Consider the following 22,269-nt stretch of genomic DNA (forward strand, 5'->3'; position numbering starts at 1 on the left):
AACAACACTACCATGGCAGACATCTAACCCCTGACATGGCTGTAATGAAAAAAGTGACTTGAAACAGGTGAACTAAACTGCAATGAGACCGAAATCCCTCACCATGAACATATACGCATGTAGCGATAATAAGAATAACGCCTATTCATAGCTACTTATACCTTACTTACTTTGTTAATTTTAACCTACCGAGGGAGGTGGGGCAAATTTTGACGACAAATGGCGCGTAATAGTTCCGAAAGTAGCACTAACCTGCATCAGCCGGCCGGAGTACTTCTTTGATAATGTACCGCGGACGTCGCTTTGATTCCTTGAATATCGCACTTATGTATAGCCCGATAAAACCAAGCATCATTATCTGTATGCTACCTAAGAAGAGTATGGCGGACATAATTGCCGCCCAACCGGGTACCGAGACCCCTAATATCTTTTGTAAAAACACAACAAATATGTAGCAAAATGAAATTATGGACAAGCCAAAACCCGAAAAAAGCATCAACTTGAGTGGCGCATCCGAGAAAGAGATCAATGCCCGGTCAAGCCAATAATAGATTACTTTCCTGCTCAAAACATTCATCTTGGTATTTTCGCGACCATCGAATCGCTCTAACCGCTCATAAAACACCGGGACCTGCTTAAAACCAATCCAGCTGACAAGCCCACGCATGTATGGCTTATCTTCTTTCAACTGAAGAAGATTATCGACCGCGCGTCGAGACAGGAGCTTAAAGTCCCCTGAATCAACTTGCAATTCAATTTCCGAAATGGCGTTAATGAACCGATATCCAATCTTTGTTACGAGCATTTTCAACCAATGCTCGCCTTCACGACGGGTTCGCGTGGTGTAGACGACTTCCGCCTCATCATCCGCCTGCCAAGCATTAATAAGCTGAAAAATTACCTCGGGTGGATCTTGCAAATCGGCATCCATATAAATCACTGCATCACCGGTAGCATGAGTCATTCCCGCCATAACACATTCCGAAACACCAAAATTACGAGACATATTAATAAGCACTATGTCGCCATTCTTCAATTCGGATCGCAGGTATTTCTCGGACTCGTCGGTTGAGTTGTCATTAACAAAAATAAGTTCATACGAACCTACGTCTTTGTTTGCTATCAGCGTGGAAAAAACCGCCCTTAACCGCTGCAGCAATTCAGGAAGTACCGATCGCTCGTTGTAAAATGACAAAATCACAGAAACCTTGGCTAACTCACGCCCCATTTTTAACTCCAAATAATTGACAAAGTTTTCTATAAATACGTTTGGTTACCAATGGCGCGGTAAGAACAAGGAGAATCAACGCTAAAGCTATTTCCCAATGCCCGTCAGCTGTAAATATGCTCGTTACTGAATGCCCAGTCATCACAAACAGAGCCTGAAGAGGCAGCATGAATATTCCGGAAAACATAAGATACCGTGTAAAAGTAATCCGACTTAGGCCGAAAACGTAACCCATTGTAGATGCAGGTATCAATGGGTTCAGCTGCGAAACGGCGATAAGTTTCCAGTCATGGACGACCGCTTGCACCAACATTCCTGCTACTTTCGGATAGCGCTGCACAAGTACTTTTTCAATCTTGCCGTGCAAGAAGCTGCGAGACAAAAAAAACGTTGTTGCTGAAGACGCCATCGCCGCGCATATGGACACGACCAACCCATATCCGCCGCCCCATAACACTCCGGCCATCAGCGTCATTGGAGAGCAAGGCAAGAAGAAAACCGCCATAAGAGTATGCACCCCAATAAACACTAATGGAGCCGCCAGAGGATAATTAACAAGAATCGGCTGAATCCATACCAAAAAATGTTCCACCAACTGTTTTAGACTTTCACCAGAACAAAAGGTACAAAGTAAATCAAAAGTCACGACAGCGCCGCCGATACGATAACGAGAAAGTAAAAAACTCACTCATGATTAAAAATCCATCGCTTAATTTCTTTACGCATCGACGGAGAAATACTGCGATTCCAATACAGGGCGGAAAATAATGCTCTTAATCCGAGTTCTAAGACAAAACGCTTTGGTGCCGCATTACGATTTAATTTAGCTTCCACCACGGCATGCGCGTAATTAAACAACCACCGATCCGGCACCTTGCCGAGTAGCTTTTTGAACATATCGTTGATTTCCTTATGCACTTTTACCCTCGCCCCTAGTGTTTTGTTGTCTGCGTACAATCTAGAGCCGGCGAGCTTCTCTTCAAGATAGCCAAATCGCACTCCGGCTTTACCAAACCGGAGCCATAATTCGTAGTCCATACAGTAATTCAGCGAATCATCGAGCAGACCATATTGCTCGACCACTCTCCGCCGGAAGAACAAGGCCGGTTGACAAATAAAGCAAGTTTCTTGAAGGCGCCCGAAATCCCAGGGTTCCGATGGATAACTTTCAAAGGCTTGGTCGTCAAGGTCGATGTGGTCGGCCATGCCATAGACCACGTCAACTTCCCGGTTAGCTTTAAAATAGGCTGCTACACGGGCAATGGCATCGGGATAGTAAATGTCATCAGAGTTCAGCCAGCCGATGATATCGCCATCAGTGGCACGGATGCCTTGATTGACGGCATCGGTTTGCCCGTTATCTTTTTTTGATTCCCATCGCACCGCCGGGCTGAAATGTTTAAGTATTTCAACTGTATTGTCGGTACTACCACCATCAAAAACCACATGCTCGACTTCCACGCCTGGTGCTGTCTGGCTGGCAACACTTTGCAGCGTACGCTCAATAAATTGTCCTTGCTGATAGGAGGGAGTGACAATACTGAATTTCATGCGTTAACCTTCTCGGGGAATAATGCGTCATATTTGCCATCGGCATGGACGATACCGCATTTCTGCAATATCGCCGAAAGCTCACGATGATCATTACCATGGCCTGTGTAGGCCGGCACAAAAGTCGGAGTAATCGTGACTTCGTACCCCCCCCCGGCAGGCTCTATGGGCAGAGACAGAGCGGCGTTAGTCGTATGGTCGAATACAAACGAATCACCTAGGCGATTTCCATGAAGACTCACTTGCATTGTGAGACGCCGCTCCGGCAGCCATTCCGGAACTGAGAATTCAATCGCCAACGTTTGTTTGTTCGCTGCGGGGGCCACTTGTATGTGTAAACAGTGTCCGACCCAGCCATCAGCATAGGCGCCGGTCAGCAAATTTTCATGCTTTACGTTGGCCAAAGCATGCTGGAACAGCTCCCAATATTCCCGTGCCATACACTCTGAGTCTGAAAATTCAGCTGCGCGACGTTGCCCTGCCTGAATTAACCGTGCACGCAATGCTTCATTCTCCACCAGAGCAATCATGGCTTGCGCAACCTGGGTTGGAACGCGTGGATCGAATAGAATAGCCGCATCGGCTGCCACTTCGGGGAGTGAAGTCGTGTTGCTGCACGCCACTGGAACACCCGCAGCCATAGCCTCAATGACCGGCAAACCAAAACCTTCATAAAGTGAAGGAAACACCACACCTTTGCAATTGGCTATCAAGGTTGCCAAATCTGCATCGGACAAATACCCCGGAAAAAGAACATGATCACCCAGATTCATGGTGTGTGCCGCACTTATCAACCAGTCTTGCCGCGCCCCCGGAGCACCGGTGCAAACCAGCTTAATATCCACCGACAGTCCCTGATGCCTAACCATACCAAAGGCGGTAAGGAGCATTTCGTGGTTCTTGTGCCTCCAAAAGTTGGCGGGATAAATTAGATATCCTTGCGGGGTGAGATTATGACGCCTCAATATGGCTTTATCGTTTTCAACTCCCGGCGCAATGCGTTGAGCCATGCGCAGGTAAATGGTGTGTATTCGAGACGAGGCAAGGTTGCCATGCGCTATAGCGGAATCCCGCGAATAGTCGGATATTGCGGCGAGGACCGTTGCCCGACGACAAGCTTCTATAAAGGTGCGCTCGCGGTTAGCAACATCCTCTGCCGCAAAGAATTCGGGATAGGTATTGTATTGCAGATCATAAATTGTGCAGACCGTCGGAATCCCAGGCTCGAAATATGTAGGTGCGGTAAATGGACAGAAAAGCAGATCAGCTGCCATGTCGCGCAACAACGCACTGGAACTGCCGCGCTTCAACATCGCATTCACTTTGTAACCTAGTCGGCTAACAACCCTACGCAGCCTGCCAGGTAAATGAGGCAAAACACGGGAAGCCAGGCCTAGTAGACGTGGACGCAGGGAATTCGCCAGCACTTGCCCGACGACCATCTGACGACGCATATTGGGTCGATCCAATGTCGCAAGCTCTTCGTGCGATGCCACTTGCGTGAGTAATACAAATTGCGTCTGGGGCGACATTTCCGCCAAGCGGCGCAGCAATTCGAGCACGAATATCTTCGCGCCCCCGTTCTCTCCACCGGGCAGAACGGGGGTTAAATCTACCGCGATGGTTCTAAGTTGATTATTCATTGGGTGTTCTGATCCATTCTGCTAATTTCTTTACTTCTGTCCAGCTTAATAATCTAGTCCGCCAGCAACCCATGCGAGCAAACAAAACCTGCAAATCAGTCAAGAGCGACGCTCACTCAGCCTCCTTCTCTTTCAGCATTCTCGTAAGCGTTTCAATCTGCGTCCATCGCGCTTGACGATCAGCCTCTGATTCCTCCAACATCCTCGTAAGCGTTTCGATCTGCGTCCCTCGCGCTTGACGGTCAGTCTCTGATTCCTTCAGCATCCTCGTAAGCGTTTCAATCTGCGTCCATCGCGCTTGACGATCAGCCTCTGATTCCTCCAACATCCTCGTAAGCGTTTCGACCTGCGTCCCTCGCGCTTCACGGTCAGCCTCTGATTCCTCCAGCATCCTCGTAAGCGTTTCGACCTGCGTCCCTCGCGCTTGACGATCAGCCTCTGATTCCTCCAACATCCTCGTAAGCGTTTCGACCTGCGTCCCTCGCGCTTCACGGTCAGTCTCTGATTCCTTCAGCATCCCAGTCAGCATCTCGACCTGCTTCATTCTCTCCGCACAATTCCATTCAAGATCTGCAATACGCTTAACTTGCGAATGGATGAAAAAATTATCCCAAAGACATAAACCTACTTGAAAACAGCTCAACATTTCTTTGTTTTCTTCGCTTATGTAAAATCTATTTAACCCATCAAAATAAGCCAAAATATATCCACTATTCAGCAATATCGGCTCCCATTCCCCGAAGTTAAAAATGGATTCAAAATTATCCCATCCAGGAAAAATAGAGTTAGGAATTGTAGCCTCTATCACTAAGACTTTAGGTCTGTATCGGTGAAAATCAATTGAGCGGATTACGTCGCGCTCTCTTCCCTCAACATCTATCTTTAAGAAATCAACGGGGCTCTCTACATATTTTTCAAATAATTCATTTCCCGTTATTCTCTCAACTGGATAACAAATCACCTTGTGACCAGCCTCTAATAAAGACGCTGCGGCTTCCGCAGAGAATGTTGACAATTCAGGGTAATCAGTAATCTCATAAAAATCGAGGAATCCTTTTTCTATATCAATTGCGACATTTAAATTTAGCTCGTCAGGCCTACTTTGCGAAAAAAGCTCCATACTATTTTTTAAAGGGTCTACATTAATTCCTCGCCACCCCATATCATAAAAATATTTGGTAACAGACAAATTTTCCGGATGAGAAGCGCCAATATCAATATAGCAACCTGTTTTCTTGTCGCCGAAAACTCTTTTTAAAATAACGTCTTCACCGTTCTGGGCATAGGAAATCATGGGATCCATTATCATCGCCCTTGGTAATTAAGCAATTCAGTAGACAGATTAGGATTACAAAGCTGTGTTCTAGAGGCAACAAAAACTGAACGGCTTAAACCCGCCTCATTCTTTTCGGCAGGATTAGTCCAGTCGACTGGAAACTCCTCGTGCCAAGGTTGTGTTCTAGTTAAATACACAAAGGGAAAAAGATTTTTAAGCGATTTAAAAATCCACGGTCTTGTTGGACGGCAACCAGTTCCCTGCAGGGCCTGCGTTGGATCACCAATCGTTTCACTGGTTAAATTGACAAGTTCTTCATCACCAAAAGAAACACATGTTTCAAGCAATAACATTTCAGTACAAAGAGAGGCCAAGTTCTCTAGCACAGACTGGGGGTTTCTTGTGTGGTAAAGAATGCCATATGCGTAAACGATCTGACTTTTTGGAATAAATTCAGAAGGGGGTAACTCAACGTTCCATAAAATTGTCGCTGCCTGAGGGTGTCTTTCCTGCAAGATACCTAGTAATTCTTGCCTCCCGTCTGTACTTGTAACCTTGCACTTTCTGTCTATAAAGAAGGATGTGTGATCTCCAATTCCCGACCCAACTTCAAGCACAGTTTTACCCGCAATAGGCAATCCTAAACTAGCCAAGTGCTCTTGGCGCCGTTGGTTGTGCCGTTGATAGTAAGGCGTGAGAAAATTTTGACTTGAATCCATTTTATATTTACCTCATTTTGTTGGATTAGGAACTAACCGACTTATCTCACGAAACTTAGCGGTGAGTCACGCTATATGAATTCACCAATCTCAATAGCATGCATAGGTATTCCAACCAGCCCGCTTACCGCAAATCCGTTATGCGACTCAATAAAAATGGCCTCATTGATCCACTCATGAGCAACATGATCTTGCTGGGTACCAACCGCTATAGCAGCCGTAATTGCATAAGTACCCTGAGGTAATATAGGCATCAAGAAACGAAATGTTGTTTTAAATCGGTGATTCGCTCTTATGGTCACCGGTGAATCAATTGTCGTAAGGTAAGTGTTGTCGCCAAAAAGAGTTTGCCCCAACTTATCCCTGACCATAAACCCCACAAATACGCCACATAGCTCTTGCAAAGCTAACGCCTCGATCGCAAGCACCACTTCTTCCCCTCCGATTATCCAACTCACCGGGGTTCCATTAGCATCCTGCAGGTAGGTATGCGTAATCTTTGCTAGGCCATCTCCCCAGCGGGCCGCATCCTTATTAAATTCAAAAACTTTGATATCGTTTCTCAGATTTGAATTATTTATGAAATCAAGTCTGCAATCGCGTTTTTGTTTGGAAACTTCCTTTATTACACTGTCTTTCACTGCGGATTGCTTTGCAGCATTATCAACATCCTGTTCCTTGGCATATAGCGCCGTTGCGTAAGCATCAAGAACGTCTTTTGTTTCACCAATCTCACGAACAGCGCCACTATCGAGCCAGATGGCTCTAGCACAAAGGGCTCGAACAGCAGCAAGGTCGTGGGAAACAAACAGGAGCGTGGTGCCTTGGTCCTGAAACCGTCGGATTCTTAAAAAACACTTGTGCTGGAAGTATGCGTCGCCGACTGAAAGTGCTTCATCCACAATCAGAATATCAGGCCGCACAGCCGTAGCCACTGCGAACGCAAGGCGCACCTGCATGCCGCTAGAATACACGCGCACAGCCTGATCAATGTAATCGCCAATTTCTGCAAAAGCTTCAATTTCCGGCATGAGGAGATCGACTTCATGTGCCTGCAAGCCGAGCAACTGCCCTGCCATCAGGGCGTTCTGCCGACCGGTAAAATCGGGATGAAAACCCATACCCAATTCCAACAGTGCGGCGACGCGCCCCTCCATCTCCACCGAACCGATTGTTGGCTGGGTAGTGCCGGTGATTAATTTAAGCAAGGTGCTCTTGCCTGCGCCATTAACTCCGATAACGCCAACGGCTTCACCGGGAGAGACACTGAAATTAATATCTTGCAGTATCCACTTGAGACTGTGCCGAGGTTTATGTCCCGGTATAATCCATTCTATGAGACGAGACCAACGGGTAGGGTATTGGCGATAAGCCTTACCTAATTGTGTAACAGTGATAGTACCCATCAGAGTTCGTCTACCATTTCACCTGCGTGCTTTTGAAAAAGACGCATGCCGAGAAAACAAAGCATGCAGGCCAATAGTGCAGTTGGCCATAGACTAGCCCACAATGGCATCGTACCCTGAACGAGAATGCCCTGATAGGCCACCACCAGTGGAGTCATGGGATTTAGCATCACGATACGCTGCGCCCAGTCCGGCAATGTGGCAAGCGGATAGATGATCGGTGTGAGCCAAAACCAGAATTGCAACACAATGCCGAAAAGTTGCCCGACGTCACGGAAAAAAACGTTGAGCACCCCAATAACCATGCCCATTCCAATAGCAAGAAGAATTTGCAACAGCAGAACCGGTGCAATAGCGAAGAACGCCCAACCAGGAAAACTGCCAGTGAACAACAAAAATCCGACAAAAAGGCTAAAAATGATGGCGAACCCTATACAAGCGTTAAGGCTAACGATAATAGGCAGGCAGATACGAGGAAAGCTCAATTTCTTGAGCAAATTAGCATTGTCCAGAAACATGTTTTGGCTACGGTTCAAAATATCGGCAAAAAGCCCCCAAGTTAGTAGGCCGGCGCATAGGAAAATACTATAGCCGAAAGAGCTGTCAACCCCGGGCAGACGCGTTCGCATCACATGTGAAAAAACAAGCGTAAACACCAAAATTTGCGCCAAAGGCTGCAACACCAGCCAAGCAGCGCCCAACATGGAGTTTCGATAGCGCGAGGCAAACTCGCGCCGAACGCTTTCATAAATAAAACCGCGAAAACGATAAATACCGGATAGCCGAAGCAAGATCATTAGAGCCGCTACTTAATACTTACACACGGCCATAAACATCTTCAAAGCGCACAATGTCATCTTCACCAACATAGTCGCCGCTTTGCACTTCGATCATCACGCAAGGCACAGTCCCGGGATTTTGCAGGCGGTGTTTATGGCCAGCAGGAATAAATGTGGATTCGTTGGTGTTGATAACGATTTCTCGTTCACCATTAATGACCTTTGCAATGCCGCTAACGACAACCCAATGCTCACTCCGATGACTGTGCATTTGCAGACTCAAGCTCGCCCCTGGATTGACTTCGATACGCTTGATCTTGAAACCATTTCCTTCTTCCAGTACCGTATATACACCCCATGGCCGGTGGACGGTGCGATGGAATTTATGTGCATCGTGACCCTTGATCTTTAATTCTGAGTAAATGTGCTTTACATCCTGTGCGCTGCATTTGTCGACCACCAGAACGGCATCCGGCGTATCAATGATAATGAGGTTTTCCACTCCAACCGCGCCAACCAAGCGGTCGCTACTTTGGATGGTGCAGTTCCGTGTATCGTACAACAGAGCATCGCCCTGGATTCGGTTGCCATCGGCGTCAGGCTCGGCAAGATCACCCAACGCCGTCCAGGTGCCTATGTCGCTCCAACCGATATTGCACGGGACAACGGCAACCTGATTCGATTTTTCCATTACCGCATAATCAATGGAGTCATCAGCAACATTAGCGAAGGTATCGGGATCGAGCTCAAGTAGCGCATAGCCCTTGCCTTCGGCGAATCGTGACTGCTCGATACAAGCCTTTGTAGCGATAAGAATCTGCGGACAGTACTGCTCCATCTGTTGCAACATAGCGCCAACGGAAAAACAGAACATCCCGGAATTCCAAAGAAACCGACCAGAAGCAAGATATTCCTGTGCTTTTTCAAGTGACGGTTTTTCAACGAAGCGCAGCACCGTGTTGCCATCGGCCTCAATGTAGCCGTAGCCGGTTTCGGGCGAGTCGGGCTGGATACCAAAAGTAACCAATTTGCCCGATGTTGCCAGCTCGACGGCTTTAAGCACAGCTTCCTGGAAGGCTTGCTGGTTAATAATCAAATGGTCGGCGGCAAGCACCAACGCGATTGCATCATTACCATATTTTTGGGCGATTTGGTAAGCGGCAGCAGCAATTGCTGGAGCGGTATTACGTCCGAAGGGTTCCAGGATGAAGGATGTTACTACCTCGCCAGTATTTACCTCACGAAACTCATCTTCTGTTTTGAAGAATAGCTCCCGATTAGTGACGGTTAAAACTTCTTCCACATCCGGCAATAATGCGCCTCGCAAAAACGCCTTTTGCAAGAGACTTTGCCCATCATCCAAACGTATAAACGGCTTGGGGTGCAGCTCACGAGAAACTGGCCACAGCCGGGATCCGGCACCACCACAAAGAATTATTGGAATCAACCGCACAAACGTCCCTTGGATATTATTGTGTCGTCCACGATAGTACACACAATGAATTATAAGACCCGGAATTATACTTCATAAATGAGCGAAAAGGAAAATACTAATTAGATAATACTAACCGATTATCAATACTTTACCGGATTAAGTATTGGGCTTATTTTAATCGATAATAATATCCCATACAGGGAGATTTATCGATGCTTCCTTTGGGATTAATGCGACACTGCGGAACCCAGACGCTTGTGTTTTACTCTGGTAGCGTGCCTAGTCGTGGCTATTCCGTGTAATACTCGTCCCATTGCTTTTCATCTTTAAGTTGACAGTAAAATATACCACTTAATTGCGCAACTAAACAGGTAATCAATCGGAGATAACTGTTTGAATCACTTTCGTTGCGAGAAACCCTTTTCTTTAAGCACCTGCACCAGATAATCGCCATAACCGCTTTTCAACAAAGGGGCGGCAAGCCTCTCCAGTTGTGTAGCATCGATGAATCCCTGGCGATAGGCAATCTCTTCAGGACAGGCGATCTTTAATCCTTGCCGATGCTCGATCATTTGAACAAATTGACTGGCGTCCAACATAGATTCATGCGTGCCGGTATCCAGCCATGCATAGCCTCGCCCCATGATTTCAACCGATAATTTGCCGCGCTCAAGATAGAGACGGTTCACATCGGTGATCTCAAGCTCGCCACGCGACGAAGGCCTGAGATTCGCGGCAATATCCACCACCACATTATCGTAAAAATACAGGCCGGTGACGGCATAGTTGGACTTGGGTTGGTCCGGTTTTTCTTCCAGCGAAATAGCGTGCCCGTTTACGTTGAATTCCACCACCCCATAACGTTTCGGATCGCGAACATGATAGGCGAACACCGTCGCTCCCTCACTTTGCCGAGAGGCTTTTTTCAATTGGCTCTGGAACGAGTGCCCGTAGAAAATATTGTCTCCTAGCACCAAAGCTGAAGGATGGTTACCGATAAACTCCCGACCGATGATGAACGCTTGCGCTAACCCATCTGGCGAAGATTGCACGGCATACCGCAGATTCAGTCCCCACGAATTGCCGTCGCCCAGCAGTTGCTCGAAACGCGGCGTATCTTGCGGTGTGGAGATAATCAGAATATCGCGTATTCCTGCCAACATCAGCGTGGATAGAGGGTAGTAGATCATCGGTTTATCGTAAATCGGCAGGAGTTGCTTGGATACCGCCAATGTGCTCGGGTGCAACCGCGTACCGGAGCCGCCTGCCAAAATGATGCCTTTGCGTTGGGTCATGATTGCTTCTCAAAAGTTTCAGTAAACATGGAGATGATAGCGCCCACGATTTGGGCGATGCCTTCCAGATTAATGAAGTCGCCACACAGGAATATCCAGTGCCAACAGCTCACCCGAAGGCGCAGAGCTGCGTTGCCACTCCCAACATACGTGACCGACTTTTCCAAACAGACGGGCTTTCATGTTGAGCCGCCCTGCCCATCGCCTTTCGTGCAGCCACAACGTGCAACGTTCTTCCAACAGATTTGTCATACGACACGCCCAGTATAGTTCCGTTTAAGCCATTCCCGGTAAGCGCCGGATTGGACGTTGGCAACCCAGCCCTGATTTCCCAAATACCACTGAATCGTTTTTCGAATGCCGGTATCGAAAGTTTCCGCAGGCTTCCAACCGAGTTCACGTTCTATCTTGCTCGCGTCAACAGCATAGCGGCGATCATGGCCGGGGCGATCCGTAACATAAGTAATTTGTTCTCGATAGCTCTTGCTATCTACTCGGGCACGGAGTTCATCAAGCAGTTCGCAAACAGTGTGGACGATGTCGATATTGGTTTTTTCGTTCCAGCCTCCGATATTGTAAACTTCGCCGACTTTGCCTGCTTCGAGTACCCGACGAATAGCACTGCAATGGTCTTTAACGTAAAGCCAGTCCCGGATTTGCTGTCCATCGCCATACACAGGCAAATGCTTACCTGCGAGGGCATTAACGATCATCAACGGAATGAGCTTTTCCGGGAAATGATACGGACCGTAGTTGTTGGAGCAGTTGGTGGTGAGCACAGGCAATTCATAAGTATAATGATAAGCGCGAACCAGATGGTCGCTTGCTGCTTTGCTCGCCGAGTAAGGACTATTGGGTTCGTAGCGATGGGTTTCTGAAAATGCCGGATCATCCTTGGCAAGTGAACCGTAAACTTCATCGGTAGAGACATGCAGAAAGCGAAAATTTTGCCGGACTTCGCCTTGCAGGCTGCTCCAATAGGCACGCACTGCTTCCAGCAGCCGGAAAGTACCGACGACGTTGGTCTGGATGAAGTCTTCCGGACTATGAATGGATCGATCCACATGGCTTTCCGCAGCAAAATTAATGATGGCGCGGGGTTGGTACTGGATGAGCAGACTAGTCACCAGGGCGGAATCACCGATGTCGCCTTGTACAAAAAGATGCCGTTCATCTCCTGCCAATGAAGCGAGATTCTCACGGTTGCCTGCGTAGCTAAGTATGTCGAGATTGATGACTGTTTCATCGGATTGCGCCAGCCAATCCAACACAAAATTCGCACCGATGAATCCGGCGCCGCCCGTTACTAAAATCATTCAATATGCCTGTTTGCGCTTTTTATAAAAATCCGGGAAATCTTTATCTATCAATGTTGTCCAGCCGCCTTATCGTATAATAATCGTTGTAACCTACAACAATGAAAAAGAAACAAATTTTTTTATTGTTAAGACTTACAACTGCGGAATTTAATACCTGTTACTTTTAGTGTACTAAACATGGGATATATACTGTTTGTTTTTTCTGAAACCAGAATATTGAGAAACAGCAGCCTTTATCGAATAGTTTTTGTGACCAATTGAATTAACCGGACAAATGGTCAGAACAACCTTTAGTTAACTGAAGCCGTCTTAACACCCTGCTTTCATTAAAAACGCGATATACTTCACATAATTGTAGTTAAATAATGCAGACTCTTTTCATATCTAGTAGCGTTACAAGCTTTTCCTAAGGAGCGAACAGTGGATGAGACGACACATAAAGATGCTCTGACATTCAGACTGAACGAAAACAACAAATTACTTGCTGTATTCGAACCGGAAGTATATAAAGTTGCGCTGGATGCAGCTGCAATCAAAGAAATGCTAGTCCAGCAAAACCTGTCCGACCTGTTCCTTGATGAAAAAGCGCTCTCCCGCTTAGTACAGATGTACAACAATACCAATGCCGGTTTTGTGCTGGAAATTGGTGAGCGGCGAGATGGGGAGTTTACCATCACTGTCGCCAAAGACAAGATGAGCGCTTGGCTAACTCTGACTCCCGCATACGGAGGCGCCCCTGTCACCTTTGAACAAATCCGGCAATCCTTGAAAGAAAAAGGCATCGTCAGCGGCCTCATCACATCCGCTGAAATCGAAGCCGTACTGAAAGAAGGTCATGCCACGGATTATCTGATTGCTCAAGGCATGCCGCCCGTGCCGGGCCTGGATGCGCAGTTCCATAGCCTGGTGCCGGAAATGCAAGAGCGCCGTCCCCAGATAAATGAACACGGCATCGCTGATTATCGTAATCTTGGCAATCTGATTCTGGTGAAGCAAGGCGATCCACTCATGCGCCGCACCCTTCCCACCGAAGGAAAAAAAGGGAAAAATATCCTGGGCCAGATACTTACGCCAAAGCCCAGCCAGAACACGCCTTTCGCCTCAGATTTAAAAGGCGCCACGTTCGACCCGGACGATTGCGATCTGCTGGTATCATCAATCATCGGCCAACCACTGCTGATCCCCAATGGCGTTATGGTGTCGCCCACCATCACCGTACCGAAAGTGGACATCTCGACCGGCAACCTAAGTTTCGACGGCACGATTAATATCTTGGGTGATGTGATGGAAGGAATGAAGGTTTACGCATTAAATGACATTTTCATAGGCGGAACCGTTGAAGCCGCAGAACTTGAGGCAGGCGGAAATATCAGCATCAAAGGCGGCGTGATCGGCAACAGTGATACCAACAGCAGCATGGCGGCTTCGTTCGGAGGAAAAATTTCCTGTAAAGGTTCGGTTAGCGTGCGTTTTGCCAAATATTTCAATATTGTAGCCGGCACCAACATCGTCATTGAAGAATATTCCATGAATAATCAATTGACCGCGATGAATCAGATCCTGGTTGGCAAACCCGGCGGCAAAAAAGGACTGATCATAGGCGGTACTGCCCGCGCCATGATGCTGGTACAAGCCGCCTCAGTCGGCTCTGATGTCGGCATTAAAACTTACATTCAAGCCGGCTTAAATCCGCATACCCAAGAGCAGCTGAATGCTATTGACCGTGAGATCGAAACCAATGGAAAAAATCAGGACGATATAAAAAAGATTATCACCTTCATTGAAAACAACCCTGAAAAAGACAAAAACGGCCTCCTAAACAAAGCGCGCCGCACCCTGGATAAACTGACGACTGAAATCGCCCAGCATCAAGCTATCCGAGAAAGCTTGCTCGCCGAAATATCGTTTGCCGAGTACGCCAAAGTTGTTGTGGATCATACCCTCTGTACCGGTGTCGAAGTCAGGATTGGCGATCAGATATGGAAAGCCAAAGAGGAACGGGGGAAAACAGTTTTTCGGCTCATTGATAAAAAAATCAGTTATGGGAGCTAACCCCCTTATCAATCGATCCGGCCAAGACAGGTGGCGCTAAAAAAGGCAACGCCGCACCGTTTCGCCCGAAACTGTACATCCAACCTAATCTTTTTCAGCGGCATCCGCCAACAGTTTTTTTCTGATTAAAAAAGCCGCGCCGATTGCACATAAAGCGGGTATCTGATACAGCAAAAAAGTTCCCATAGGATTTTTAGCAACCATACCGGACAAAGCGGAAACCACCGTCAGCTTGATCACCCACCAAGTAATCCAATAGCCGATTAATCCAATGATAGCCCAATTAAGAGGCGACTCACCCTTTTCCTTTGCGCTCAAATAAAACCATACCAGAACCGCAATTCCGGCAAATCTAGCCAAATGCAACATTTTTACACCTCATTTTTTTAATTATAATAAATATACAGTGTTTACACTCTACCCAACTGGCGCTTAACCGGCAACAGCTGTTATAAGTAGATAATCATATTCCATAATTGATTGTCATTACATTTTTTTACGCAAGGAGAGTAGTGTGGGAAAACCGCTTAAAATCATTTTGTCAACTGTTGCTGCAATGGCTTTGCTGTTGATTGCCGCTGTCTGCATCCTGCCATTCGTTTTCGATCCCAATGACTTCAAGCCTGAAATTGTCGCCGCCGTTAAGGACAAGACCGGCCGGGAACTGGTGCTGGACGGCGAATTAAAACTCTCGCTATTTCCCTGGGCCAGCATTTCAACAGGGAAAATTGAACTCAGTAACGCGCCCGGGTTTCAAGATCGCCCCTTTGCAACAATTGAAGAGGGCAGTGTAAAAGTGCGGCTACTGCCGCTGTTGTCGAAAAAAATAGAAGTCAGCCGCATCGCCTTAAAAGGCCTGGTTTTAAACCTTGCCAGAAACAAACAGGGTATCGCCAACTGGAGCGATCTAACCGCTTCTGGCGACACCAAAACCGTAGCGCCGGCTGCCGCCGCCGGCAAACAGGAAGAACAGCCCATAGCCACCGCTGCACCGGCGGATTTTGAGATCGGGGGCATTGCTATTGAAAATGCCCGGATTAACTGGGACGACCTGCAAGCCGAAAAGCACATCGAAATAAAAGACTTTAACCTGAATACCGATGAATTCGCCTTTGATGAACCGATTGGCATTGCCGCTACCCTGACCGCTACGGATACCGAATCCAAAACAGCTCACACTATCAAACTAAGTACCGAATTAAGCGTTAATGAGCAACTCGATAGTATTGCGCTAGTCCATAGCGATTTGCAGGTAACGACATCCGGCGAAACTGTTCCCGGCAAATCGTTAACGACGGCACTGGCCGTCGCCGATACAGCGCTGAATATGAGCCGACAAACAGCCAAGATTTCAGGATTGCAGCTCAAATCCGGCGATGCGGCACTCTCTGCCGAATTGACCGGAGCCAGTATCAAAGACATGCCGTCTTTTCAGGGACCGGTTACCATCGCACCATTCAGTCCCGCCAAGTTTATGCAGCAACTGGGCATCGTCTTGCCGGTCATGCAGGATGCCAACGCGCTGGGCAAGTTGGCCGTTAATTTTGACCTCGCAGCCACGTCCGATTCGGCTGACTTTAAAAACCTGGTAATGACGCTGGACGATAGCCAAATCAAAGGCTCTGTCGGCATAAAAAACTTTGCCCAACCTGCTATCGGCTTTTTGCTGGACATTGATACGATTGATGTCGATCGTTATCTACCGCCTGCCGATAAATCATCCAAGCCGATAGCCACCCCTGCCGTTTTACTGGCTGTCGGCGCTTCCGCTTTACCCGTTGAGACCTTGAGAAATCTCAATGCCGAAGGCTCTGTGGCGCTGGGCAGGCTTAAGGTCAACGGTTTGGCGATGCAGGACATCCAGATAAACCTGAACGCTAAAAACGGCGCTGTTACCACGCAACAATCGATCAAGCAGTTTTATCAGGGCGCTTATTCCGGCAATCTCAGCGTGGATGCGCATGGCGACAAACCGACACTGGCTGTAAACGAAAAAATAGACCATGTGCAAATTGAACCGTTACTGAAAGATTACCGCGGTGAGGCCCGAATCAGCGGCATCGTCGATGCGACAACTCAGCTGCAAGGGCAGGGCAATAAAACCAGTGAACTAAAATCATCGCTTAATGGCCAGTTCAGTTTCCTGGTTAAAGATTCGGTTATTAAGGGTTTTAACCTGCAAAAAATAATCGATAGCGGCAAAGCGCTGATTAAGGGTTCCGCTTTGCCTGCGGATGCTAAAACCGACCAGACGCTGTTTACAGAAATGAGCGGTACGGCGACGATCAACAACGGCGTCATTCAAAACAACGACCTTGTTGCCAAATCCTCCAAACTCCGTGTCGATGGCAAGGGCAACATAAACCTGAACTCTGAAGCCGTGGACTATAAAATCGACGCCAAGCTGCTTAATGACGAGATAGCCGCCACTGAACCTGAACAGGTTAAAGCCGCCATAGCCATTGATATTGCAGGAACGCTGGACAAGCCGTCTTATACAATTGATATAGCCTCACTATTAACCGATCAAAACAAAGCCAAGATTGAAAAACTGATCAATAAAATCGACAAAAAATTAGGTCCTGGTGTCGGCGACCTGTTAAAGAACTTCCTAAAGTAGGCCGCTTGCTATGACCCCATCAGCTTTTCAACAAAACATCCTCGCCTGGTTCGATCAATACGGGCGTAAAGACCTGCCTTGGCAAAAAGACCTTACACCTTACCGCGTATGGCTCTCCGAGACCATGTTGCAACAAACCCAGGTCGCTACCGTTATCCCTTACTTCAATGTTTTTATAGAAAAATTCCCCGATGTGGCGAGTTTGGCGAATGCACCTATAGATGAGGTGCTGCATCTTTGGTCGGGCTTGGGCTATTACGCCCGCGCCCGCAACCTGCACAAAACGGCGCAGCTCGTTGACGAACGTGGCAACTTCCCTGATACATTAGATGATCTGATCGATCTACCCGGCATAGGCCTGTCAACGGCGGGAGCCATATTGAGCATCGCCTTTGATAAAAGTCATCCGATTCTCGACGGCAATGTGAAACGAGTGCTGACCCGTTTTAAAGCCGTTTCCGGCTGGCCGGGCAACAGCGCGGTTAACAAAGAACTGTGGTCAATCAGCGCTGAGCTGACCCCGGTCGCGCGTGTTGCGGATTACACCCAGGCCATGATGGACTTGGGCGCAACCGTCTGTACCCGCAGTAAGCCCGCTTGCGAGGCCTGCCCGCTTAATGCCGGTTGTTTGGCCAGACGCGCAGATAATGTATCGGCGTACCCAACCCCGAAACCTGCCAAGACCTTGCCGGTCAAACAATTGACCCTGTTATTGCTGAGCAATGCCGACAACCGGATATTGCTGGAAAAAAGACCGCCAATCGGTATCTGGGGCGGCTTATGGAGTCTGCCGGAATTTGACAGTATTGAAGCGGCGCATGATTGGTGCTTAAGCCGGAACATCCATATTGCCGACCAGCAGGCGCTGGCAACCCGGCGCCATACCTTTTCCCACTACCATTTAGACTACACGCCGCTGCTGGTTCAATCCGATAACCTTATAAATTTTGTGATGGAAGCCGGCCAAACTGTCTGGTATAAAGCTGAACACATTAATAAGCTTGGCTTAGCCGCGCCGATTAAGCTGTTGCTCCAACAATCACAAACGAGAATAAAATGACTAGACTGGTTAAATGCGTAAAATTGGGAATAGAAGCCGAAGGCCTGGATGCGCCGCCGTTTCCAGGCCCCAAGGGTCAGGAAATATTTGAGAAAGTATCCAAGCAAGCCTGGAAGGAATGGTTAGCCAAGCAAACCATGCTGATTAACGAAGGAAGATTAGCCAGCTTCGACCCTAAGACCAGGACATTTTTAGCCGAAGAAAGAACCAAGTTTCTGTTTGAAGGCAACAACGACATGCCGGAAGGCTATGTGCCGCCAAAGGGCTAAAAACCGCTCAATACATGAGCGGTTTTTTTGAAGATTACTTTAGCTTTTATCCCGGCGGTGGAAAAGGGTCATTACCATAGCTGTCTCGTGCTCGAATTTTTCCGTCACGACCATGTGTAATAACATCGCCACCTTGATTTGTCGCAATTTCCTTAGCGCGCTGCTGAGCTTGCTGTTGAGTGTCATGACGCGAAGTATCGCGCTCATTACCCTCACCTCTAACAGCCCACGTTCCATCGTCTCTTTGTACAACATGCTGATGTGCCATACTAAACTCCTATTTAAGGGCAAAGTTACCCAAAACACTATATGTGGACTATTTTGAAATTTTCAAGCCCATCATGCGGTGTTTGTCTAGTTTGGCTTTGTTGTCGCGCTACCGCTTCATCGAATCAAAAAATTCCGCATTCGTTTTAAAGTCTTTAAGCTTACCGATCAGGAATTCTGACGCCGCGGTTTCATCCATCGGCTGAAGGATCTTGCGCAAGATCCAGGTTTTTTGCAGGGTATCGGGATCAACCAGATATTCTTCCCGGCGGGTGCCGGAACGGTTGATGTTGATCGCCGGGTAAATTCTTTTCTCGGCAATTTTGCGATCCAGGTGCAGCTCCATGTTGCCGGTACCTTTGAATTCCTCGTAGATAACCTCGTCCATTCTTGAACCGGTATCAACCAGAGCTGTGGCGATAATGGTCAAGCTGCCGCCTTCTTCTATGTTCCGCGCCGCACCAAAGAAACGTTTGGGTTTTTCCAATGCATTGGCATCGACACCACCGGTTAATATCTTGCCTGAAGAAGGAACGACGGTGTTATAAGCTCTGGCCAGACGGGTAATCGAGTCTAACAAGATGACCACATCGTGTTTATGCTCGACCAATCGACGGGCTTTTTCGATAACCATTTCCGCAACTTGTACGTGACGGGTTGCCGGTTCGTCAAAGGTACTGGAAATAACTTCGCCGCGCACGCAACGCTCCATTTCCGTGACTTCCTCGGGACGTTCATCGATCAGCAATACAATCAGATAACACTCGGGATTTTGTTCCGCTATCGCTTGAGCCAGACTTTGCAGAATCATCGTTTTACCGGCTTTAGGCGGCGACACGATCAAGCCGCGTTGGCCTTTTCCGATCGGGGCGATTAAATCTATGATGCGTCCGGTTAAGTCTTCGCTGGTGCCGTTGCCCTGTTCAAGAACAAATCTTTGTTTGGCAAATAGGGGGGTCAGGTTTGAGAAGGTGATTTTGTTTTTGGTGTTTTCCGGTGGTTCAAAATTGATCTGGTCAACCTTGAGCATCGCGAAATAACGTTCGTTGTCTTTCGGCGGCCTGATTTTTCCGCTAATCGTATCGCCGGTCTTTAAAGAAAATCGTCTGATCTGACTGGGTGAAACATAAATATCGTCAGGACCTGCTAAATAGGAGCAACCCGGCGTCCGTAAAAAACCAAATCCATCCTGTAAAATTTCCAAAACGCCGTCGCCTGATATATCGTCGCCGGCTTTTGCCTGTTTTTTCAGGATGGCAAAAATCAAATCCTGCTTGCGGGATCTGGCGACATTTTCAAGTCCGAGGGACTCGGCGATTTCAATAACTTCACTTATTTGTTTTAGTTTTAACTCAGTTAGATTCATAAAAGGACGACTCAAGAAAAAGTACAAACGGTGTTAAACCGCAACTACGAGGACAGGATTATAATTCAGGGATGTGGTTTATCGGACGGTATGCTGGGGTGCGCTTAGATTTCGCACCGCATAAGTGTAACCCAAGTACTCAGCCCCGTCCAACCTTTTATGACAGGCCTGAGTAGGGGAGCAGCGATTGCTCGGGGCAATCATCTGCATCATTCGCTCCTTCCATGGAGGTCATATATTAAATATTGCTATCAAGAAAGGCGGCAAGTTGCGATTTTGACAATGCGCCTACTTTGGTTGCTTCCACTTCGCCGTCCTTAAACAGCATCAATGTTGGAATGCCGCGTACACCGTAACGTTGCGGAGTGTCCTGATTTTCGTCTATGTTTAATTTTACAACGGTCAGTTTGCCTGCATATTCTTTGGCAATTTCATCCAGGACCGGCGCAATCATTTTGCAAGGTCCGCACCATTCAGCCCAATAGTCAACCAGCACTGGACCAGCAGCTTTAAGAACAGTTTCGTTAAACTCACTATCGCTTACATGAAGGACTGAATCGCTCACTTTATTTCTCCAATTATCAAAAGCAAAACTATAGGAGGGATGAAGAGAGTAGTCAATCAATTTCAGCTGATTTGATTTTTACGTTATCCTATAGCCTATGAACAATACACATTTAACTCAAACCCGCTTCAGCAATCTCGAATTGTCTGATTCTATCTTACGCAGCTTAAAAGACGCCGGCTTTGATCACTGCACCCCGATCCAAAAAAGAGCTTTACCTTTGTCGTTGCGAGGCATGGATGTTGCGGGGCAAGCCCAAACCGGAACCGGCAAGACCGCCGCTTTTTTGCTGTCCACTTTTCAGTATTTAATCAATGATGCCGAGGACGATGCAGAAATAGAAGCCGACGATGACATCGATGCGGAAAAACCGACGCCAAAAGTCGCCGCCAAAAGCAAACAAATCAAATATCCCAGAGCGATTATTCTCGCGCCAACCCGCGAGTTAGCCATTCAGATCCACAAGGATGCATTGCAACTGGGCAAGCATCTCACGCTTAAATTTGCCCTGATATACGGCGGCACCGACTATCAAAAACAACTAGACAGCCTGAAAGCCAATGTCGATATCATCATCGGTACGCCGGGGCGTATCATCGACTTTTACCGGCAAAACGCGTTCACGCTGGATAACGTCAAAGTCACGGTGATGGATGAAGCCGACCGGATGTTCGATTTGGGCTTTATCAAGGACATCCGCTATTTATTGCGGCGCATGCCGCCGCCGGACCAGCGTTTGAACATGCTGTTCTCGGCGACGTTATCCTACAAAGTCACCGAGCTGGCTTACGAACACATGAACAATCCGGTTTTGATTCGCGTCGAAACCGAAGAAGTCACCTCTAAAGCGATCCAGCAAAGCGCATTTTGTCCGTCGAATGAACAAAAAATCCCTTTGCTGGTCGGCATATTGAATCAGCATCAGCCCCAACGCAGCATTATATTTGTCAACACCAAGCGCTGCGCCGAACGGCTCGATGACGTCCTGAACGCTAACGGTTACAAGACCGCCGCGCTCAGCGGCGATGTGCCGCAGGACAAACGCCAGCGCCTGCTTGCCGATTTTCAGGAAAACAAAATCGCCTTGCTGATTGCAACCGATGTTGCGGCCCGCGGCCTGCATATTGCCGACGTGTCCCATGTGTTTAATTACGACCTGCCGCAGGACGTCGAAGATTATGTGCACAGGATAGGCCGTACTGCGCGCTTTGGCGCCAGCGGTGTCGCGATCAGTTTTATCTGCGAGCAATACGCCTATTCAATGCCGGATATCGAAGAATACATTGAACAGAAAATTCCGGTTCTGCCCATTACCGCAGATCTTCTGGCCGACATTGTAATCCCTGAAAAAAGGCCCGACAGACCCAGAAGCGAGTATCAGGGAAAACGTCCAAATCAAGCGCGCAGGCCGGGTTAGTA

Annotated in this window: 20 protein-coding genes; 5 read left to right on the forward strand and 15 right to left on the reverse strand. The window is 47.7% G+C overall.

Annotated features, from left to right (window positions below):
* Positions 1-247: 247 nt before the first annotated feature.
* The 11 genes from V3O24_RS07095 to rfbB all read right to left on the reverse strand — a co-directional run bounded on the left by V3O24_RS07095 (position 248) and on the right by rfbB (position 12,648).
* On the reverse strand, positions 248-1,228 hold the full coding sequence (locus tag V3O24_RS07095; protein ID WP_331306719.1) for a glycosyltransferase family 2 protein: 981 nt from the start codon (positions 1,226-1,228) through the stop codon (positions 248-250).
* Positions 1,218-1,916: a VTT domain-containing protein gene (locus V3O24_RS07100; protein ID WP_331306720.1), complete on the reverse strand. Its 699-nt coding sequence runs from the start codon at positions 1,914-1,916 to the stop codon at positions 1,218-1,220. Before V3O24_RS07100 ends, V3O24_RS07095 begins: the two co-directional genes overlap by 11 nt.
* Positions 1,913-2,779, reverse strand: coding sequence for a glycosyltransferase family 2 protein (locus tag V3O24_RS07105; protein WP_331306721.1), 867 nt, complete (start codon positions 2,777-2,779; stop codon positions 1,913-1,915). Before V3O24_RS07105 ends, V3O24_RS07100 begins: the two co-directional genes overlap by 4 nt.
* Positions 2,776-4,422: a glycosyltransferase family 1 protein gene (locus V3O24_RS07110; RefSeq protein WP_331306722.1), complete on the reverse strand. Its 1,647-nt coding sequence runs from the start codon at positions 4,420-4,422 to the stop codon at positions 2,776-2,778. Before V3O24_RS07110 ends, V3O24_RS07105 begins: the two co-directional genes overlap by 4 nt.
* Before the next feature lie 112 nt (positions 4,423-4,534).
* Entirely contained in the window at positions 4,535-5,725 is a 1,191-nt protein-coding gene (locus V3O24_RS07115; RefSeq protein ID WP_181049875.1) for an FkbM family methyltransferase, read from the reverse strand.
* Positions 5,726-5,727: 2 nt separating this feature from the next.
* A complete protein-coding gene (locus tag V3O24_RS07120) occupies positions 5,728-6,417 on the reverse strand; it encodes a class I SAM-dependent methyltransferase (RefSeq protein ID WP_104423822.1) in 690 nt (229 codons plus the stop codon).
* A gap of 71 nt (positions 6,418-6,488) precedes the next feature.
* The gene (locus V3O24_RS07125) at positions 6,489-7,823 is read right to left on the reverse strand and encodes an ABC transporter ATP-binding protein (RefSeq protein WP_331306723.1); all 1,335 of its coding nucleotides are present in this window, start codon (positions 7,821-7,823) and stop codon (positions 6,489-6,491) included.
* Positions 7,823-8,620 carry an ABC transporter permease gene (locus tag V3O24_RS07130; protein WP_104423820.1) on the reverse strand — a complete coding sequence of 266 codons (798 nt, stop codon included), beginning with the start codon at positions 8,618-8,620 and terminating at the stop codon, positions 7,823-7,825. Before V3O24_RS07130 ends, V3O24_RS07125 begins: the two co-directional genes overlap by 1 nt.
* Positions 8,621-8,639: 19 nt before the next feature.
* The gene (locus tag V3O24_RS07135; RefSeq protein ID WP_104423819.1) at positions 8,640-10,055 is read right to left on the reverse strand and encodes a mannose-1-phosphate guanylyltransferase/mannose-6-phosphate isomerase; all 1,416 of its coding nucleotides are present in this window, start codon (positions 10,053-10,055) and stop codon (positions 8,640-8,642) included.
* A gap of 380 nt (positions 10,056-10,435) precedes the next feature.
* A complete protein-coding gene (gene rfbA / locus V3O24_RS07140) occupies positions 10,436-11,332 on the reverse strand; it encodes a glucose-1-phosphate thymidylyltransferase RfbA (protein WP_104423818.1) in 897 nt (298 codons plus the stop codon).
* 248 nt (positions 11,333-11,580) lie between these two features.
* A complete protein-coding gene (rfbB, locus tag V3O24_RS07145; protein WP_331306724.1) occupies positions 11,581-12,648 on the reverse strand; it encodes a dTDP-glucose 4,6-dehydratase in 1,068 nt (355 codons plus the stop codon).
* Positions 12,649-13,071: 423 nt separating this feature from the next.
* Between rfbB and V3O24_RS07150 the strand changes: the two genes are divergently transcribed.
* Positions 13,072-14,703: a FapA family protein gene (locus V3O24_RS07150; protein ID WP_331306725.1), complete on the forward strand. Its 1,632-nt coding sequence runs from the start codon at positions 13,072-13,074 to the stop codon at positions 14,701-14,703.
* 84 nt (positions 14,704-14,787) lie between these two features.
* Here the strand turns inward: V3O24_RS07150 and V3O24_RS07155 are convergent, their stop codons facing one another.
* Positions 14,788-15,072: a hypothetical protein gene (locus tag V3O24_RS07155; RefSeq protein ID WP_104423815.1), complete on the reverse strand. Its 285-nt coding sequence runs from the start codon at positions 15,070-15,072 to the stop codon at positions 14,788-14,790.
* A 145-nt stretch (positions 15,073-15,217) separates the two neighbouring features.
* Between V3O24_RS07155 and V3O24_RS07160 the strand changes: the two genes are divergently transcribed.
* From V3O24_RS07160 to V3O24_RS07170, 3 genes are read left to right on the forward strand one after another with little or no spacing between them, the layout of a single operon-like run.
* Positions 15,218-17,323, forward strand: coding sequence for an AsmA family protein (locus tag V3O24_RS07160; RefSeq protein ID WP_331306726.1), 2,106 nt, complete (start codon positions 15,218-15,220; stop codon positions 17,321-17,323).
* A 10-nt stretch (positions 17,324-17,333) separates the two neighbouring features.
* A complete protein-coding gene (gene mutY, locus V3O24_RS07165) occupies positions 17,334-18,383 on the forward strand; it encodes an A/G-specific adenine glycosylase (RefSeq protein ID WP_331306727.1) in 1,050 nt (349 codons plus the stop codon).
* Positions 18,380-18,652 carry an oxidative damage protection protein gene (locus V3O24_RS07170; protein ID WP_104423812.1) on the forward strand — a complete coding sequence of 91 codons (273 nt, stop codon included), beginning with the start codon at positions 18,380-18,382 and terminating at the stop codon, positions 18,650-18,652. The genes mutY and V3O24_RS07170 overlap by 4 nt, the downstream gene beginning before the upstream one ends.
* 46 nt (positions 18,653-18,698) lie before the next feature.
* Here the strand turns inward: V3O24_RS07170 and V3O24_RS07175 are convergent, their stop codons facing one another.
* From V3O24_RS07175 to trxA, 3 genes are all read right to left on the reverse strand, one after another.
* Positions 18,699-18,920: a DUF2188 domain-containing protein gene (locus V3O24_RS07175; RefSeq protein WP_331306728.1), complete on the reverse strand. Its 222-nt coding sequence runs from the start codon at positions 18,918-18,920 to the stop codon at positions 18,699-18,701.
* A gap of 108 nt (positions 18,921-19,028) precedes the next feature.
* Positions 19,029-20,285 (reverse strand): transcription termination factor Rho, encoded by a 1,257-nt coding sequence (rho, locus tag V3O24_RS07180; RefSeq protein ID WP_104423811.1) that lies wholly within the window; start codon positions 20,283-20,285, stop codon positions 19,029-19,031.
* Between the two features lie 238 nt (positions 20,286-20,523).
* Positions 20,524-20,850, reverse strand: a complete 327-nt coding sequence (gene trxA / locus V3O24_RS07185; RefSeq protein ID WP_104423810.1) for a thioredoxin TrxA — start codon at positions 20,848-20,850, stop codon at positions 20,524-20,526.
* Positions 20,851-20,947: 97 nt separating this feature from the next.
* On the opposite strand from trxA, the gene V3O24_RS07190 reads away from it, so the two are divergent.
* Entirely contained in the window at positions 20,948-22,267 is a 1,320-nt protein-coding gene (locus V3O24_RS07190) for a DEAD/DEAH box helicase (RefSeq protein ID WP_331306729.1), read from the forward strand.
* The last annotated feature ends 2 nt before the right edge of the window (positions 22,268-22,269 follow it).

Source organism: Methylobacter sp. Wu8 (genome assembly GCF_036440755.1).
Taxonomy (GTDB): Bacteria; Pseudomonadota; Gammaproteobacteria; order Methylococcales; family Methylomonadaceae; genus Methylobacter_A; species Methylobacter_A tundripaludum_A.